General features: G+C 65.3%; 17 protein-coding genes. 10 read left to right on the top strand and 7 right to left on the bottom strand.

Annotation, left to right across the window (positions count from 1 at the left end; genetic code table 11):
• Nucleotides 1-108: 108 nt before the first annotated feature.
• Nucleotides 109-1,758, bottom strand: a complete 1,650-nt coding sequence (locus AC0L3J_RS08370) for a glycosyltransferase family 39 protein (RefSeq protein ID WP_456765176.1) — start codon at nt 1,756-1,758, stop codon at nt 109-111.
• A gap of 313 nt (nt 1,759-2,071) precedes the next feature.
• Between AC0L3J_RS08370 and AC0L3J_RS08365 the strand changes: the two genes are divergently transcribed.
• Both AC0L3J_RS08365 and AC0L3J_RS08360 read left to right on the top strand, forming a co-directional pair.
• A complete protein-coding gene (locus AC0L3J_RS08365; protein WP_456765175.1) occupies nt 2,072-2,938 on the top strand; it encodes a DUF308 domain-containing protein in 867 nt (288 codons plus the stop codon).
• Between the two features lie 173 nt (nt 2,939-3,111).
• Nucleotides 3,112-3,528 carry a Ros/MucR family transcriptional regulator gene (locus tag AC0L3J_RS08360; protein ID WP_027569063.1) on the top strand — a complete coding sequence of 139 codons (417 nt, stop codon included), beginning with the start codon at nt 3,112-3,114 and terminating at the stop codon, nt 3,526-3,528.
• Between the two features lie 4 nt (nt 3,529-3,532).
• Here the strand turns inward: AC0L3J_RS08360 and AC0L3J_RS08355 are convergent, their stop codons facing one another.
• Together AC0L3J_RS08355 and AC0L3J_RS08350 are read right to left on the bottom strand one after the other, a co-directional pair.
• Entirely contained in the window at nt 3,533-3,964 is a 432-nt protein-coding gene (locus tag AC0L3J_RS08355) for a SufE family protein (RefSeq protein WP_456765174.1), read from the bottom strand.
• Nucleotides 3,965-4,032: 68 nt separating this feature from the next.
• Nucleotides 4,033-4,458 carry a DUF5330 domain-containing protein gene (locus AC0L3J_RS08350; protein ID WP_456765173.1) on the bottom strand — a complete coding sequence of 142 codons (426 nt, stop codon included), beginning with the start codon at nt 4,456-4,458 and terminating at the stop codon, nt 4,033-4,035.
• Between the two features lie 384 nt (nt 4,459-4,842).
• Between AC0L3J_RS08350 and AC0L3J_RS08345 the strand changes: the two genes are divergently transcribed.
• From AC0L3J_RS08345 to AC0L3J_RS08335, 3 genes are all read left to right on the top strand, one after another.
• Nucleotides 4,843-6,768 carry a PAS domain-containing sensor histidine kinase gene (locus AC0L3J_RS08345; protein WP_456765172.1) on the top strand — a complete coding sequence of 642 codons (1,926 nt, stop codon included), beginning with the start codon at nt 4,843-4,845 and terminating at the stop codon, nt 6,766-6,768.
• A complete protein-coding gene (locus AC0L3J_RS08340) occupies nt 6,761-7,471 on the top strand; it encodes a peptidoglycan-binding domain-containing protein (RefSeq protein ID WP_456765171.1) in 711 nt (236 codons plus the stop codon). The genes AC0L3J_RS08345 and AC0L3J_RS08340 overlap by 8 nt, the downstream gene beginning before the upstream one ends.
• Before the next feature lie 69 nt (nt 7,472-7,540).
• Complete coding sequence (locus tag AC0L3J_RS08335; protein ID WP_456765170.1) at nt 7,541-7,885, top strand: DUF1491 family protein; 345 nt, start codon at nt 7,541-7,543, stop codon at nt 7,883-7,885.
• Here AC0L3J_RS08335 and AC0L3J_RS08330 read toward each other — a convergent pair.
• Nucleotides 7,882-8,868 carry a DUF2336 domain-containing protein gene (locus AC0L3J_RS08330; RefSeq protein WP_456765169.1) on the bottom strand — a complete coding sequence of 329 codons (987 nt, stop codon included), beginning with the start codon at nt 8,866-8,868 and terminating at the stop codon, nt 7,882-7,884. The two genes, AC0L3J_RS08335 and AC0L3J_RS08330, sit on opposite strands and share 4 nt — an antisense overlap.
• A 254-nt stretch (nt 8,869-9,122) precedes the next feature.
• On the opposite strand from AC0L3J_RS08330, the gene AC0L3J_RS08325 reads away from it, so the two are divergent.
• Nucleotides 9,123-9,311 carry a hypothetical protein gene (locus AC0L3J_RS08325; protein ID WP_027516916.1) on the top strand — a complete coding sequence of 63 codons (189 nt, stop codon included), beginning with the start codon at nt 9,123-9,125 and terminating at the stop codon, nt 9,309-9,311.
• A gap of 15 nt (nt 9,312-9,326) precedes the next feature.
• Nucleotides 9,327-10,088: a hypothetical protein gene (locus AC0L3J_RS08320; protein WP_085395547.1), complete on the top strand. Its 762-nt coding sequence runs from the start codon at nt 9,327-9,329 to the stop codon at nt 10,086-10,088.
• A 94-nt stretch (nt 10,089-10,182) separates the two neighbouring features.
• On the opposite strand, the gene AC0L3J_RS08315 is transcribed toward AC0L3J_RS08320, so the two are convergent.
• The 3 genes from AC0L3J_RS08315 to AC0L3J_RS08305 form a co-directional block, all read right to left on the bottom strand.
• Nucleotides 10,183-10,803 (bottom strand): amino acid synthesis family protein, encoded by a 621-nt coding sequence (locus AC0L3J_RS08315; RefSeq protein ID WP_473346775.1) that lies wholly within the window; start codon nt 10,801-10,803, stop codon nt 10,183-10,185.
• A gap of 9 nt (nt 10,804-10,812) precedes the next feature.
• Entirely contained in the window at nt 10,813-11,676 is an 864-nt protein-coding gene (locus AC0L3J_RS08310; RefSeq protein ID WP_456765168.1) for a fumarylacetoacetate hydrolase family protein, read from the bottom strand.
• 94 nt (nt 11,677-11,770) lie between these two features.
• Nucleotides 11,771-12,472: a GntR family transcriptional regulator gene (locus AC0L3J_RS08305; protein ID WP_456765167.1), complete on the bottom strand. Its 702-nt coding sequence runs from the start codon at nt 12,470-12,472 to the stop codon at nt 11,771-11,773.
• A 111-nt stretch (nt 12,473-12,583) separates the two neighbouring features.
• Here AC0L3J_RS08305 and AC0L3J_RS08300 point away from each other — a divergent pair, with 111 nt between their 5' ends.
• From AC0L3J_RS08300 to AC0L3J_RS08290, 3 genes are all read left to right on the top strand, one after another.
• Nucleotides 12,584-13,576, top strand: coding sequence for a zinc-dependent alcohol dehydrogenase family protein (locus AC0L3J_RS08300; protein WP_456765166.1), 993 nt, complete (start codon nt 12,584-12,586; stop codon nt 13,574-13,576).
• Nucleotides 13,577-13,592: 16 nt separating this feature from the next.
• The gene (locus tag AC0L3J_RS08295) at nt 13,593-14,498 is read left to right on the top strand and encodes a VOC family protein (protein ID WP_456765165.1); all 906 of its coding nucleotides are present in this window, start codon (nt 13,593-13,595) and stop codon (nt 14,496-14,498) included.
• A gap of 76 nt (nt 14,499-14,574) precedes the next feature.
• The gene (locus tag AC0L3J_RS08290; protein WP_456765164.1) at nt 14,575-15,552 is read left to right on the top strand and encodes a tripartite tricarboxylate transporter substrate binding protein; all 978 of its coding nucleotides are present in this window, start codon (nt 14,575-14,577) and stop codon (nt 15,550-15,552) included.
• Nucleotides 15,553-15,565: the final 13 nt, after the last annotated feature.

Genomic DNA, 15,565 nt, shown 5'->3' with positions numbered 1-15,565 from the left:
AAGCGCGGCAGTCCAGCGTAGCCCGCATGAGCGAAGCGACATGCGGGGCCGCTTGATAGACCCCGGATGTCGCTGCGCTCATCCGGGCTTACGGTCCGGAGGAGTTTATTACGGTGCCGGGATCGAGAGCAGGCTGGAAATGCTGCTGCCGCGGATGTCGTAGACGCGGGCGAATACCACGTCGTCGCGCTTGATCTCGACCAGCACGGGCGCGGTGAGGCCCTTGCAGTAGAATTCACCGAGCGTCATGGCGAAATCGGCGGCATTGGAATCCCAGCCGATGGTGAAGTCGGGGCCGAGCGCGACCTGGGCGGGGCGCTGCGGACCGCACACGGCGACCTTCCATTTGCGGTTGCGCGGCGGCACTTCCTGGCGTTCCACCAGCTGCTCGCGCAATTCGTCCGAGGCCTGCTTCAGCGCCAGGCCCCAATAATCCAGCATGAAGCGGTCGTCGGCGCCGCGTACGGTACCGGCGATGTGGTTGAAATGGGTGTATTGATAGGGATGCAGGCGGATCATCTCGGCCAGCGAGAGCGCCAAGCCAAAGCAGAAGGTGGCGAGCACGACCGGCTGCCAGGTGCGGTGATTGGCGCGCAGCCGCTCCATGGCCCAGCCAAAGGCGACGCCGCCCAGCACCGCCATCGGCGGGATCACGAACACGAAATGGCGGATGCCGTTGTACAGCGCCGGCCGCTTCACCATCGCGATCGCCAGCGGAAGCGTCGCCGCGAGCGTGAGCATCAGCATGATGGTCTTGCGGCGGGCGGGAACCTCGCGACGCGGCAGCAGTGCGAAGGTGCCGATCACGGCGCCGAACATCAGCACCAGCATCACCTCGGGCAACTGAAGCGCGAACAGCGTCGGCAGATAGGACCAGGGCATGTCGGGCACGGATACGATCGCACCGTCGAACATCTCCTTCCAGGGCTTCTCGAAGAAGTGCGAGAAGTAGGTCAGCGCCTCGAAGGGATTGCCGGGCTCCATGATCGACCACGGCCAGATCAGCCCCATCACGAGGTAGCCGAGCACGAGGCCGGGCAGCAGCACGTAGACGACATAAGCGAAGCGGCGGACCGACTCGCGCAGGCCCTCGCTGCGCAGTTCCTCCAGGAACAGCGGCATGAAGCCGATCACGGCATAGACCAGCGCAAGGCCGCCGAGGATGCGGGTGCCGAGCGAGAGGCCGGCACCAAGGCCGACGATCAGGATCGTGCGCGGCGAAGGCTGCGGATATTCCTCGGCGAGGCGGACGAGACCCAGCATCAGGATGATCATGGCCACCGCGAAGGGTGCATCCTTCGGGTTCATGAACATGTGGCCGTAGAAGATCGGGCAGAGCGCGAGCAGCAGGAGCGAGGCAAGTCCCGCAAGGGGGCCGCCGACACGGCGGCCGAGCCGCCACGTCACCGCAAGTCCGATCACGCCGACGACGGCGCCGACCAGACGGCGCGTCTCGAACAGTTCGAGCGGAATCACCTTGTGCAGGAGAGCCGCGACCATGTCGAAGCCGCCGCCATACATATAGAGGTTGGCGAAGGAGAGTGCCGCGGTGTCCTTGAAACCGGAACCGAACATGCGCAGCAGCAGGTCGGCATATTCGGCGTGGGTGTAGTCGTCCCAGCCGAGCCCGTAGTCCCGGAAGGTCAAGCCTGCAATGACGGCGACCGCAGCCAGCACCAGCATGGCGAGATCGTCGCAAGTCCGTTCAACCGAGCGCCGCAGAGGCGTGTCGATCGCCGAAGTCGTGATGGATGTCATGGCTATTGGTGACCCGGAATCCCCTCTTGGCCCTGCTGGTGCGCGCGGGCCTGCTCCCCGGAATCCCTATAGCGCAGTTCCATTACCAAGTAATTGGGCATTATGGCTAAATTCCTGATGCAACGCAGCAAATCCGACCACATCGAGAGCAGCTTAGAAGTAGCGAGCCGTAGCTGAAGGGAATGTGAATAAGTCCCTGATTTCCTTTCCTTTAGGAACGCAGGCTATAATTCGACGTTGGCGTGGAACACCGGATGACGGTATCGTGGCGTGACGAGTGTCGCGTGTGGCTGCGCGGCCGGGGGTGAGTTCGATGGCGTTGGCATTGTTGATCGCGGGGATTTTCGCCGTTTTGGCGGGCCTCCTTGCGATCCTGTTCGGCTTCACCGTCAGGGAATTCAGTCTCGGCAGTACCCTCATAATCTCCGGCACCATCGGCGTCTGCTCCGGAATGTTACTGGCCGGCCTCTACGTCGTGGTCGCGGAATTGAAGGGCATGGCCCGCCGGCTCGCTGGATCAATCGCCCCATCCGACGTTCGGGTCAGGCCCGTGCTGCCAGGTCTCGGGATGGCTGGAACGCCTGCCCCCGCGCCTGAGCCGGGCGCAGAGAAGATCGAGCCGGCGCCGCCATTGCCGGCCGCAGGACCGCCCCCTTGGCAGAACGAAGCAGCCGCGCGCGAGCGTCCGCGCGTCGAGCCTCCGCCACCGCCGGAAGCTCCGAGCCCGCCTGAGGTTCCCGAACCGCCGCGCCGGCGCAACCTGCTGTTCGCCTCGACCTCGCGCAAGGAGCGCGAGCGCGCGGAGGCGAAGACCGGCGAGAGCTTGCTGCCGCATGCCGAGCCGTCGGCGGAGCCTGCCGCCCCGGAGGCGCCGCCTGCGAGCTTTGACGACGCCTGGCCGAAGCCGGACCGCATGAGGCCTGCAGAGCCGCCGGCCGCCTCGCGGCGCCCGCCACCGCGCTCGCCGTCGACCTTCGCGGAGGCTGCTCCGCCGCCCGCACCGGAGCCGGCGGCCGCGGCCGAGCAGGCGCCCGTGACCGTGCTCAAATCCGGCATCGTCGACGGCATGGCCTATTCGCTCTATTCCGACGGCTCGATCGAAGCCCAGATGCCGGAGGGGATGATGCGCTTTGCCTCGATCGACGAGCTGCGCTCCCACCTTGACCAGCGGGGCGCTTGAGAGCTGGCGCAGGCAAATCTGGCGCAGCCAAGTAAAGCGCTGGCGTTCTTGTTGGTTCTCAGTAAATCGGCCCATATTCCTCAGTCGTCCCATTTCAGCCAAACGTATTGTTGACACGGAATACTCTGACGTCGTCTCTCCCGTGAGACGCAAGGTGGAGAAAGGCGGGGCTGATGTCGGATGCCGGGGCTAAGAATTTCATTGAGCTGACGGCGGGCATCGTGTCGGCCTATCTGAGCAATAATCCGACGCCTGCGGCTGAGATTCCGAACCTGATCAGCCAGGTGCATGGCGCGCTGGTGCGCGTTTCGTCGGGCCGCACCGAGACGGTGCCGCTCGAGCCCGCAAAGCCGGCGGTCTCGCTGAAGAAGTCGATCGCGCCCGATTATCTGGTCTGTCTGGAAGACGGCAAGCGCTTCAAGTCGCTGAAGCGCCATCTGCGCACCCAGTACAACATGACGCCCGAGCAATATCGCGAGAAATGGGGCCTGCCGGCCGACTATCCCATGGTCGCGCCGAACTATGCGGTGGCCCGCTCGCAGCTTGCGAAGCAGATGGGACTGGGACAGCAGCAGCGGAAGCGGAAGTAGCTTTCTACGACGCTTCCGCGAGCGCCTCTTTCGCGTCGGTCTTGATGCGCTCGACCATCGAGCGCAGGCCGTTGGAACGCTGCGGCGTCAGATGATCGCGAAAGCCGAACTCGTCGAATACGGCAATGGCGTCGGTCGCAAGTATCTCCTGCGGCGTGCGGCCGGAGTAAAGCGACAGCACGATCGCGACCAGCCCGCGCACGATATGGGCGTCACTGTCGCCGCGATATGTCAGGACCGGCGCGCCGCCATCGCGATGATCGATCAGCTTCTGAAGCCAAACCTGGCTGACACAGCCATTCACCTTGTTCTCGGCCGAATGCTCGGCCTCGGACATCGGTTCCAGGGTGCGGCCAAGTTCGATGACGTACCGGTAGCGGTCGTCCCACTCATCCAGAATCTCGAAATTATCCCTGATTTCGTCGATCGTCGTCATGCTGGCCCAAAGTTCCCGTTCAGGCCAATATAGGGACGCAAAGCGCCGAAATCGATAGGGTTTGGGCGCTAATTCGCCGGTGCGAGCGCCGGGCCGCGCCATTCCAGCGCGAGGTCGTCCTGGGACAGGGTGTCGCGCGGCGCCTCGCTCGTGGCAAGATCGCCTTCGCCGGCCAGCGCGATCGAGCCGGTGTGGTCGGGCGCCTTCTTGTCGGGCTTCTCGAGCTGCTCTTTCTTGTCGTTGATGATCTGGTAGATCTTCTTCGCGCCGTCCTGCGCGCGTTGGCCGATGATGGTCGCGGCCTGTCCGCCGACCTCGCAGGCCGCCGGCTGGCGCTTGCAGAACTGGGTCATGTCGGAGACGGCCGCGGTCGCAGCCTGCACCGCGTCGGCAGCGCCGATCTGCGGCAGCTTGTCCGATTCGGGCGTCTTGTCCCGCGGCAGGAGCACCAGCACCAGCCCGAGCCAGAATGTGATGCGAAGCAGAAAGCGCATCTTGCGACCTGTATGTTAGATCCCGCCGCGGCGATCTCCGCGGATGTCGGACCTAGCAACTCTCGATAAATCGCAAGTGATTGCCTTCCGCTTAATTCGCGGAAAATTGACTCAAGAATCTTTGCAATCGGCGGTGTCGTAAATTTTCGATTGACGTCCGTGCCGTGAGCTCTGCCGCCACGCCCGTCCACCATTTCGAAACCATGCGGATCACGGGGAAACCCTGTGTTCACCATCCTCGCCGATGACGTCGTCAAATCGTCTAAAAAGCCCTGCGATGACGGGGGAGCCGGCGGCGCGCCGCGCTGCCTTAGTGTTCGTTTAAGGTCGCTCTGACACGGTGGCTCAACGATAAGGAGGCGTTCCGGCGCGTCTTCCCGACGAATGAGCCGAAGCGCGAGACCCGTGACAGTTTTGAGTATCATCCGCGATTGTCTCGATGCGCTGCTGCATCCCTCCGCGCGTTACGACGCGCTGACGCGAGCGCGCCATCGTGCCTTCATGGCCCCGCGGCTGCTCGGCAGCCTGGCCGCCTTCGCCGCATTCCCGGTCTATCTCGCCATGCGCGGCGCGCCGAGCGCGATCGAGGTCGCGGCCTTCGCCTGGCTGATTGCGCCGATCCTGTTGTCCTGGTTCCTGTCGCGCACCGGCCGTTACGAAGGCGCGCATGTGCTGTCGTCGCTGGCGCTCTCGGGCCTGATCATGGCGGTGGCGGTGACGACCGGCGGCATCGAATCATTCGCCGCGATCTGGCTGGTCGTGGTTCCCCTCGAAGCTGCGCTGTCGGCCTCGCGCCGCGTCGCGGCCTTTGCCTCGCTGCTGGCGCTGTCCTGCGCCGGAATCCTGATCCTCGTCAGCCAGCTCGGCTGGCTGCCGATTGGCGACACCAGCGCTGCGGAACGCAGCGTGCTGATGGCGTTCGGCGTCGCCTCGGCGACGCTCTATGCCGCAGGTCTGGCCTTCGGTGCGGAATCGCTTGCGCGCACCAGCGTTGCGCTGCTGTTGCGTGAGGAAGAGCGTTACCGCCTCCTGGCGCGGAACATGAGCGACGTCATCTCGCGGCATCAGCGTAACGGCGCGGTGCAGTTCATTTCACCGGCGGTGGAAGCGATGCTCGGCGTGCCCGTCGCGCAACTGCTCGGCCACGGCCTGTTCGATCGCGTCCATGTCGCCGATCGGCCGGCGTATCTGACGGCGCTGTCCGATGCTGCGCGCGGCGACGTGCGCAGCGTCGAGTTCCGGTTGCGCCGGGAGCGGGCCGGCTCGGAGCGCGGCCAGGTTGATTTCATCTGGGTCGAGATGCGCTGCCGCCCGCTCGATCAGGATATGGGCCGTGATGCCACGCGCGAGGCCGATGTCGTCGCCGTGATGCGCGATGTCACCGACCGCAAGCTCTCCGAGCAGGCGTTCGATCAGGCGCGCAGCGCTGCAGAGGCGGCGGACGCCGCCAAGACGCGCTTCCTCGCCACCATGAGCCATGAGCTGCGCACGCCGCTCAACGCCATCATCGGCTTCTCCGAGATGATCACGCAGGAGCAGACCTTGATGCTGGGCGCGGCCCAGCGGAGGGAATACGCCCAGCTCATCAACGATTCCGGCCAGCATCTGCTCTCGGTCGTCAACGGCATCCTGGACATGTCCAAGATGGAATCGGGCAATTTCGAGATGGCGTCGGAACCGTTCGCGCCGCGTGCATCATTGATGCATTGCTGCAATCTGCTGGCGCTCAAGGCGCGGGAGAACGGCGTCGATCTCGTCACCGATGCGCCGCAGGACCTGCCTGTCATGACCGGCGATCCGCGCGCCTTCAAGCAGATCGTGCTCAACCTCGTCGCCAACGCCGTCAAGTTCACCGAGCGCGGCGGTCAGGTCACCGTCACAGCCGCGGTCTCGGGCTCGCAGCTTGCGCTGCGTGTCAGCGACACCGGTATAGGCATCGCGCCTGACGATCTCAAGCGCATCGGCGCGCCGTTCTTCCAGGCGGGCAAGACCTATCAGCGCCGTCACGAAGGCACCGGCCTCGGACTTTCGATCGTGAAGAGCCTGGTGGCGTTGCATCTCGGCGAATTGACGGTACAAAGCAGGCTCGGCGAGGGCACTGCAGTCACCGTCAAGCTGCCGCTCGTCTACATGCCGCAAGCCAAAACTTCTGATGGCAAGATGTCCGACAGCAGGGCGAGCAAGATCGCGACCTTGACGCCGGTGCTGCGCCAGGAACTTCAGAACCACGAACTTCAGGATCACGAACTTCAGGACCATCCTCACGATCAAGTTCAGGACCAACCCGCTCTGGTGAAGAAAAGTGCCTAAGAAGTCTGCCAAGGACCAAGCCGCTCCGCGCCGCCGTGGCGCCAAGGCCGCAGTCATCGATGTCGAGACCGAGCGCAATCTCGTGCTGCGCGTGCTGTTGCATAGCCCCAAGGATACGCTGGCCGGTCTCGTCGCCGTTGCCGCCATCGGCGCAATCGTTGCCAATGCGCTGTTCCTGCAGACCGGCCGACACCCGGCGCCGATGTTCGGCACCGTGATCAATCTTCCCGCACCGTCGTCCATGGCGCTGTCGAACCCCTTGCCCCGTCCGCGTCCCGTCGGCGCCGATACCTCGCCGCTAGAGCCGAGAGCGACGGAGTTTCGTGCCGAGCCCAGACCTGCCGAGCCCAGATCTGCAGACAAGCCGCCGGAGAGGCCCGTCGAGGCGACTGCATCGACGCCGCGCTCGGGCGATCCCATGACCAATCTGGTCAAGCAAACGATTTCGGCGCCGCCCTCCGTCGCGCGTCCGCCGGCGCCGATCCCCGTGCAGCAGGGCCCGGCCGCGCGGCGCATCGCCGGCGTGCAGCGCGCTCTCTCCGAATACGGCTACGGGAATTTGAAGATCACCGGCGCGATGGGCGCCGAGACCCAGTCCGCGATTCAGAAATTCGAGCGCGAGCACAAGATGCAGGTCACCGGCCAGCTGTCCGACCGCCTGCTCCGCGAGCTCGGCGCCGCGATCGGCCACCCCGTCGAATAGTCGTTACGCTTCCCCGAGACGGAAGCCTGAAAGCTGGTGCTCATTGCCGCACTGGCTTATCGTGCGCCCATGCGTTTGAAATCAAACATCTGGGTCTCTGCTTATCTGCGCCGGTGCCAGACCGAGGGCGTGTACGGCGTGGTGCGTCGTCGCGGCGCGGAGGAGGCGGGTGCGGTGTTCGTGAAGGTCTCGTTGCTCGACGGCAACGCGATGCTCTATGTGCCCGCGCCGCAGACCTCTTATGACGACGGTCGGCCGGTCGATCGCTTCTTCGTGCCGCTTGCGCCGCAGCCGATGCCGGAGCCCGCGGTGGAGGAGCGTCTGACCAAGGAGATCCGCTTCGACTCCGACATCTGGATCGTCGAGACTGAAGACCGCGCCGGGCGGCATTTTCTCGAATTGGCGAAGGCCTAACGATCCGATCCGTCGGTCCCCGTCCGCACCGCGGGCGCGGAGCCGGGCTGCACGCCCGGGCGCGTCTGGCTTGCGCCCATGCGCGCGCGCTGGCGCTCGCTGTCGTGCAGCGACGGCTGGTACTTGGCACGGGTGACGGCAAGCGTCGAGCCGCGCCAGGCGGCCAGCATCACCAGCGCCGCGCGGTCGCTGAGGCGATCGTAAAGCCGCGACAGCCGGTACACGTCGGTCACGGAGTTGCCGATCTCCGGCTTGAAGAACAGCAGGATGCGCTGGAACACCGGGCTTGGCATGTCGAGTGCGCGCGCGGCGACCGCGAGCGCTTCGCCGCTTGCATCGTCGACGATCTGGGCTGCGACGCGCGAGGGCAGGATCAGGCTATCGCCGAGCTCGAAGGTGAAATTCTCGAAGTCGCCCGCGATCGCCGCCATCTCGAGGATCTGGATCGCGCGCTTGGCGCGCACTGTCGGAATCCGCGGCGCGGCCTTCAGCGGCGTCTCCGCCAGATTGTGCAGGATCAGCGCGCGCTCGGCGGCGCCGGCGCGGAAGAACATGTCGTGGATATCGGCCGCGTCCTTTGGCTGCATCGCCATGTTCGAGGCCATGCGCAGCTCGGCGTCGGTTGACGCGCGAACCGGCAAGGGGGCAGGAGCGGGAGCAGGGACGGGCGCCGGGATTTCGCGCGCAAGCGGAACCCTGCGACCCTCCTGCGCGGCCGACAGTCCGAGCTTCTGCATGATCGGGGCGGGCGTCGAGGGATAGATCGCAAGCCGCGCTTTGACAGCCGCGCGCGTCGCGTCGTCGACCTGGTCGATCAGTCGTGTGGCGAGTTCGACGAACTGGCGCTGCTCGTCGTCGCTATGGGTGCTCGACTGGACATAGAGGTCGGTCAGCACGCGCAGCAGCGTCGGACGAACATCGACGCCTTCGCGACGGGAGAGGGTCATCAGCCCGTCGAATCCTGGAAACAACGACTTGGTCATGGAGAGATACGCGACCTGGAAGAGATACTCGCCGCCAGCCTATCGCGGGCTCCTTTAAAGGCTCGTTAAGGAAAACGAGGCGTGAAGCCGAACGGGCAATTTGAAGCGTTCTCGTGCCGCAACGGGACGGCGGATCCCGCCCGTGCGGTTACGGTCCCGCCGGCACGTTTACACCCCGTTAACCATGAACTGATCTTAATGATCTCCATGTTGCAGAGGCGCGCCGGGTCGCGCGGCAATTGAAGAGAGCTGATATGGGGACCATCATCGAATTTCCGGCCGGTCGCCGGGTGAGCGCGTCGGGGGACGTGGCTCCGCGCGCGGACATGGGCACGATTTTGATCCTTCCCGTGATCCGCATCGAGCGCGAGAGCGACGAAACCAGCGGCGATCACGGGCCGGAGCAGGGCACAGCGCCGGGGCGCCGTCGTCGTCGCCGCTAGCCTTCGGCCTTTGCAATGCCGGAGAACCTCCGCCAGATCCGGCCCGTCGTAACGGCCATCATGCTCGCAGTGCTGGGCGCGACGCTTGCCGCCTGTAGCGGCGGCGATTTCGGCCGGACCCGCGCCGACATGCGCAGCGACGACATGCATCGCTGGCTGGGCGCGGAAGTCACCTCCAGCGTCGGGCTGAAGCCATCCCAGTTCCAGCTCACTGACGAGGAGCGCCAGCTTCGCGACCTCGCCTATCCGCTGATCGAGCCGCCGCTGTCGCGGCCCGCCTGGAAGAGCGTGTTCGGCGACTACAAGGCGCTGCCCTCGCCCTGGCGGCAAAAGATCGTGTTCGACCGCACCATGTACGGTCGCACGCTGATCGACGAGCCGCACCGTTCGCATTCTTCGCGCTATACGCAGCTGATGGAGGACGTGCGCAACGACATCACCCGCTTCGAGCCGTTCTTCGCCTCCGCGATCCGCGTCATCGACCTCGACAAGAAGCGCAATGCCAGCATGGCGCGTGTCTCCTCCCTCTCGCCGAAGGAGAAGGAGGACGCGGTCGAGCGCATGCAGGAGAATTCGCTGATCATTCAGTGGGTGCAGCAGTGCCTCGAGCAGCGCGTCTCGTCCTATCGCTGGGGGCTGGAGCGGCTGGTGATCCAGGCGCCCGACGGCATGGCCGCCGATGCCGACCGCCTGATCGGCGAACTCGCCGCCCAGACCGCCAACCCGCCGGTCGCGGCCCAGCCGCCCTACGGCCGCGCGGTGGTCTCGAAAGGCTGATCATCTTACGGCTGCGCACCGGGGCCTGATTGCGTCGGGTTGGCGCGCTGCTTCTGCGGCTTTCCGCAAAATTCTTCAGCGCATCGTGCGCCCGTCAGCGCTGTCCGTCGTGCACGGAGATAGCGGATGCCGCGAGGCCGCCGATGCGCGCGTGAGGGCGGCCGCCGGTCGCCATCACGAGACCGAAGGCGATCTCGTCGCGCCGTGGTGAATCCCATAGCGTCATCTCGGCAGTGCCGAAATGGCTGCGGACATAGGCGGCGTGAATGTGCCCGAGCGGAACCATGAGCCGCGTGCCCGGACCGCCGATGGTCTTCGCCGCCGGGACGATCGCTTTGGGCTGACCGAGCACCTCGCGCATGCCCTGGCCGCCGGCCTCGTGCCAGACCGCGCCGTGCTCGAGCTCGCCGTCCTCGCCGACGATGATGCCCTTGCCATAGGCTTCGATCTGCGCGGCACCGCCGAGCTGCGCGATCAGCCGTGTCGCGAGCTCGCGCCCGAGCTCGCGCAAGGATGCCTGAAACGGCATCAGGTCAGGTTCGAAGCGGCCCGCGAAGGGATTGCGGATCACCGCAATGGCCGTTCCGACCAGCAGCGGCTTCTCCCGCCGGGGACCGCGCTCGTGCCAGATGGTCTCGACGCTGAGCGCGGTCTTGCGGATGTCATAGGACACGTCTTGGGCCACTTCTTGGGACGACAAGTCTTGGGACGACATGCGCAGGCTCTATGCTTCGTCGACGACGGGATTGCGCAGCACGCCGATGTTCTCGATCTCGACCTCGACCACGTCGCCGGGCTTGAGGAAAACAGGCGGCTTGCGGGTGAAGCCGACGCCGGCCGGCGTGCCGGTGGCGATGACGTCGCCGGGGACGAGATCGAAGATGGTCGAGCTGTACTCGATCAGCCGCGGGATCGAGAAGATCAGCATCGAGGTGTCGGAGGATTGCACCACCGCGCCGTTGACGCGCGTCTCGAGCTTCAATTTGGTGGGATCGCCGATCTCGTCCGGCGTCACCAGCCAGGGACCGAACGGGCCGGTGCCGACGAAGTTCTTGCCGGAAGCGATCTGCTGGGCGTGGCGCTGCCAGTCGCGCACGCTGACGTCGTTGTAGATCGAGTAGCCCGCCACGTGATCCCAGGCGTCGGCCTGGCTGATGTGACGGCCGCCCTTGCCGATGACGACAGCCAGCTCGCCCTCCCAGTCGAAATTGTCCGAGACTTTCGGCCGGATCACGGGCGCGTCGTGCGCGACCTGGGAGCGCCAGACCCGGAGGAAGATCGGCGGAAATTCCGTGATCTCGCGCTTCATGCCGAACGCCACGGCTTCATTGTGGTGGTCGAGATAATTGCGCACGGCGCAGACGATCTTCTCCGGACGCGGGATCACCGGAAGATATTTGACGTCACTGAGCGCCATCGTGGGCTTGTGCCCGGCGACGATGGCCTCGCGCCGCGCATAGTCGTCGCTGCCGAGGAAGTCCGCGAGAACAGGGTACTGGGGCAGGGCGCGACCGAGATCCACGACGCCATTTTCGACAACGGCGCCCCAGCTTTCCCGATTTCCGTCCAAGAACGACAGCAGCTTCATGGTCACGCCTCAAAGGTTGGCATTTTCGATCTTGTCTATTATTTTCGAAAATGGAGCGGCGCGCAAGCCCACGGCGGTAAAAAGCCGTTGCCGCCTATTCGATATCGAGCAGATGCGCGGCGTAGGTTGCCACGTTGTCGGCGGTCGAGCGGATATGCGTCTCGATCAGCTGCACAGCGAGATCCGGATTGCGCGAGATGGCGGCCTGCATGATCGCCTGGTGCTCGCCGGCCTTGTCGCGCGGACGCGGCCGGAAATTGGCCGAGAGATGCCGATAGCGCTCGGCGCGATCGAACAGCTCGGCGCGAATGGCGAGCAGTGTCGCCGAGCCGCAGGCGGAGACCAGCGCCTGGTGGAATTGGCGGTGGGCGATCTTCCATTCGGGATCGCGCAGCGGATGTTCGGGATCGCGCTGCTCGATTCGCTTCAATCTATGCAGTGTGGAGATGACGGCGATTTCCCAATCGTCGTCGCCCCGCTCGATCGCGCGGCGGATCAATTCCACCTCGATCAGCACCCGCGCATCGGTGACCTCCACCAGATCCTGGCGGCTGACGGGCGCTACGCGAAATCCGCGCTGCTCCTGCGCGTCGACCAGGCCTTCGGCCGTAAGCGCCGTCAGCGCCTCGCGCAGCGTCGTGAAACTTACGCCGAATCGTTCGCGCAGGACGTCGAATCGCAGCGGCTCGCCCGGCGCCAGGCCGCAGGCAATGATCTCCTCGCGCAGCCGATGGGTGATGTCGGCGGCAACGGTCTTGCCGAATTCCTTGCGGGGGCGAATGGCGCTGTCGGACATGGTTTCCGTCATTGAATCGATGGCTCAACATGCCGCGCTAACGAGCATCTTGCAATAATTTTCGTAATCGGTATGATTTTCGAAAATACGGCTTGGGAGGCGTGTGACATCATGAGAGCGGTGCTGGTGCGTCAGCCGGGTGGGCCGGATGCACTCGAACTGGTCGAGCTTCCGGTGCCTATGCCCGGACCCGGCCAAGTGCAGATCCGCGCCGAAGCATTCGGGGTGGGGCAGCCCGATGTGCTGATCCGGCGTGGCGTCTACAAATGGATGCCGCCGCTGCCGGCCAATCCCGGCAACGACGTCGCCGGCCGCATTGCCGCGCTCGGGTCGGACGTCGAAGGGTTTGCGATTGGCCAGAAGGTGCTGCTGAGCGCGCGCGACCTGTCGCAGCGCGGCGGCTGCTATGCCGACTATGTGGTCGCGCCCGCCGACGCCATTCACGTGCTGCCCGACAATGTCGATCTGCAAGCGGCCGTGTGCCTGTCGAACTACCAGGTGGCCTACGCGCTGCTGAACGAGTGCCGCCATCCGCGCGCACCGGCGAGCGTGCTGGTGATCGGGGCGGCGGGTGGTGTCGGCACCGCGCTGGTGCAGCTCGCCAAGCTCGCGCAGATAAATGTCATCGGCACGGTCTCCACCGAAGAGAAGGCCGCATTCGCGCGGGACAACGGCGCCGATGAGATCATCTTCTACCGCCGCGAAGACGTGGTGGCGCGGACCCGCGAGCTGACCAATGGCGAGGGCGTTGGCCTCGTGCTCGATCACGTCTGTGGGCCCGAGTTCACCGGCTATCTCGGCGCGCTCGGCAAATGGGGGACGCTGCTGTCGTACAACGCCTTCGCCGGATTGCCGGAAGAAAACCTGATGGCGGCGATGCGCGACCATCTCGACATCTGCCCGGCGATACGCTGCTTCTCCTTCCACATCTACGACCACGATCGCGACGGGCGTCGCGCGCTCATGCGCAACGTGATCGACGCGCTGAGCCGCAATGCGATCAAGCCGGCGATCTCGGCGGTCCTGAAACTCGACGAGGTCAGGCAGGCCCACACGCTGCTCGAGCAGGGCTCCGCGCTCGGCAAGATCATCATGACGCCATGAGGGGGTGGATTGCACGATGACGACACAAGCACCCATTGCACGCTTCACCCGGCTGCGGCATGCGAGCTTCGCCTCGCCCGATCCTGAGCGGCTGCTCGACTATTACCGCGCCGTGATCGGTCTTGGCCTCGTCGGCCGCGACGGCAACCGCATCTTCCTCGCCAACGATTCCGAGCAGCTTTCGCTGGTGATCGAACCCGGCGACGCGGCGCTGACGAGCATTGCCTTCGAGATATCTCCTGATGTCCAGATCGAGGCGCTGGGCGCCGCGCTGAAGCAGGCTGATCTGCGGCCCGAACTTCAGAGCGATCCCCTGCCTGGCGTTTCCAGGCTGCTGTCGTTCAGCGATCCCGAAGGCACACGCTTCGAGTTGATCCAGGGCTGGAAGCCGACGCCCGCGCAGGAGCGGATCGGTGCGCTTGCCGTCACCAAGCTCGGCCATGTCGCCCTTCGCACGCCCGATCCGCGCGCGGCCTCGGAGTTCTACGCGAACATGATGGGCCTGCGGGTCTCCGACTGGATCGAGGACCGCTTCGTCTTCATGCGCAGCGGCTATGAACATCACACGCTGAACTTCGCGCGCGCGCCCGGCCGCGGCCTGCATCATGTCGCGTTCGAGCTGCGGGGGCCGACCCACATGCAGCAGGCGTGCGACCATCTCGCCCGACATAAGCTCCCGGTGCTCTGGGGACCGGTACGTCACGGCCCCGGCCACAACACGGCGATCTATCATCGCAATCCCGACGGGCATCTGGTCGAGCTGTTCCACGACCTCGACCGCATGACCGACGAGGAGCTCGGCTATTTCGAGCCGCGTCCCTGGCATCGCGATCGACCGCAGCGGCCAAAAGTCTGGGTCGGTCTGCCGCGCGACGTCTGGGGCATGCCTCCATCGCCTGAATGCACGGAGTTCGCCCGCTAGCGGATTCAAACTCGACTTGAAGAACGCCGCCTCGTCGCGGCCAACGATAGAACAATCAAAAGGGGAGGACGCATCCATGCGAAGGATGAAGCGGCTTGCTGCGGCGATTTTTCTGTTTGGCGGTTGTCTCGCAACCACTTCGGCGTCGGCGGACAATTATCCGTCGCGCCCGATCCGGCTGCTTCATGGATTTGCCGCCGGCGGCGCGGCCGACACGCTGTCGCGCATCATCGCCGACGGGCTCTCGAAAAAGCTGGGGCAGCCGATCATCGTCGAGGCCAAGCCCGGCGCCGGCGGCAACATCGCCGCGGATGCCATCGCGAAAGCGGCGCCCGACGGCTACACGATCGGGCTCGTCACAGGCGCTCACGCCATTTCCGCGGCGACCTACAAGAGCCTCGCCTACCAGCCGGCCGAGAGCTTCGAGATGATCTCGACGCTGGTCTATTACGCGCTCGTCATTGCCGTGCGTAGCGATTATCCGGCGAAATCGCTGGGCGAGCTCGTCGCCATGGCAAAGCAGAAGCCCGGTGCGCTCTCCTTCGGATCGGTCGGTTTCGGCAGCACGCACCATCTTGCAGGAGAGCTGTTGAACGCGGCCGCCGGCGTCGAGATCGTGCACGTGCCCTATCGCGGCGATTCTCAAGCGGTCACCGCGCTGCTCGGCGGAGAGGTTCCGGTGATCGTCGGCACGCCGGTCCTGCTCGCCGCGCAAATCCAGGGCGGTGCGATCCGCGGTCTGGCGGTGACCTCGCCGACGCGCACCGCATTGTTGCCCGACGTGCCGACGGTTCAGGAAGCCGGGATCAAGGGATATGACGTGCGCACCTGGGCCGGCCTGCTGGCCCCGAAGGGAACGCCGCCCGCCATCATGGCTGCACTCAATGCGGCGACGCTGGACGCACTCAGGGATCCCGACCTCAAGCAACGTCTGGAGACCGCCGTCGGCGGCGAAGTCCGCGGCAGCTCGCCGGAGGAGATGAAGCAGCTGATCGAGACCGAGATCAGCAAATGGACCGGCGTGGTGGAGCGGGCGAAGATCCCGAAGATCTGATCCCGGCCCCGTA

The organism is Bradyrhizobium sp. Kon37 (assembly GCF_055807535.1).
The sequence above is the reverse complement of the archived record's forward strand: the minus strand, read 5'-3'. Positions and strand labels throughout refer to the sequence as shown.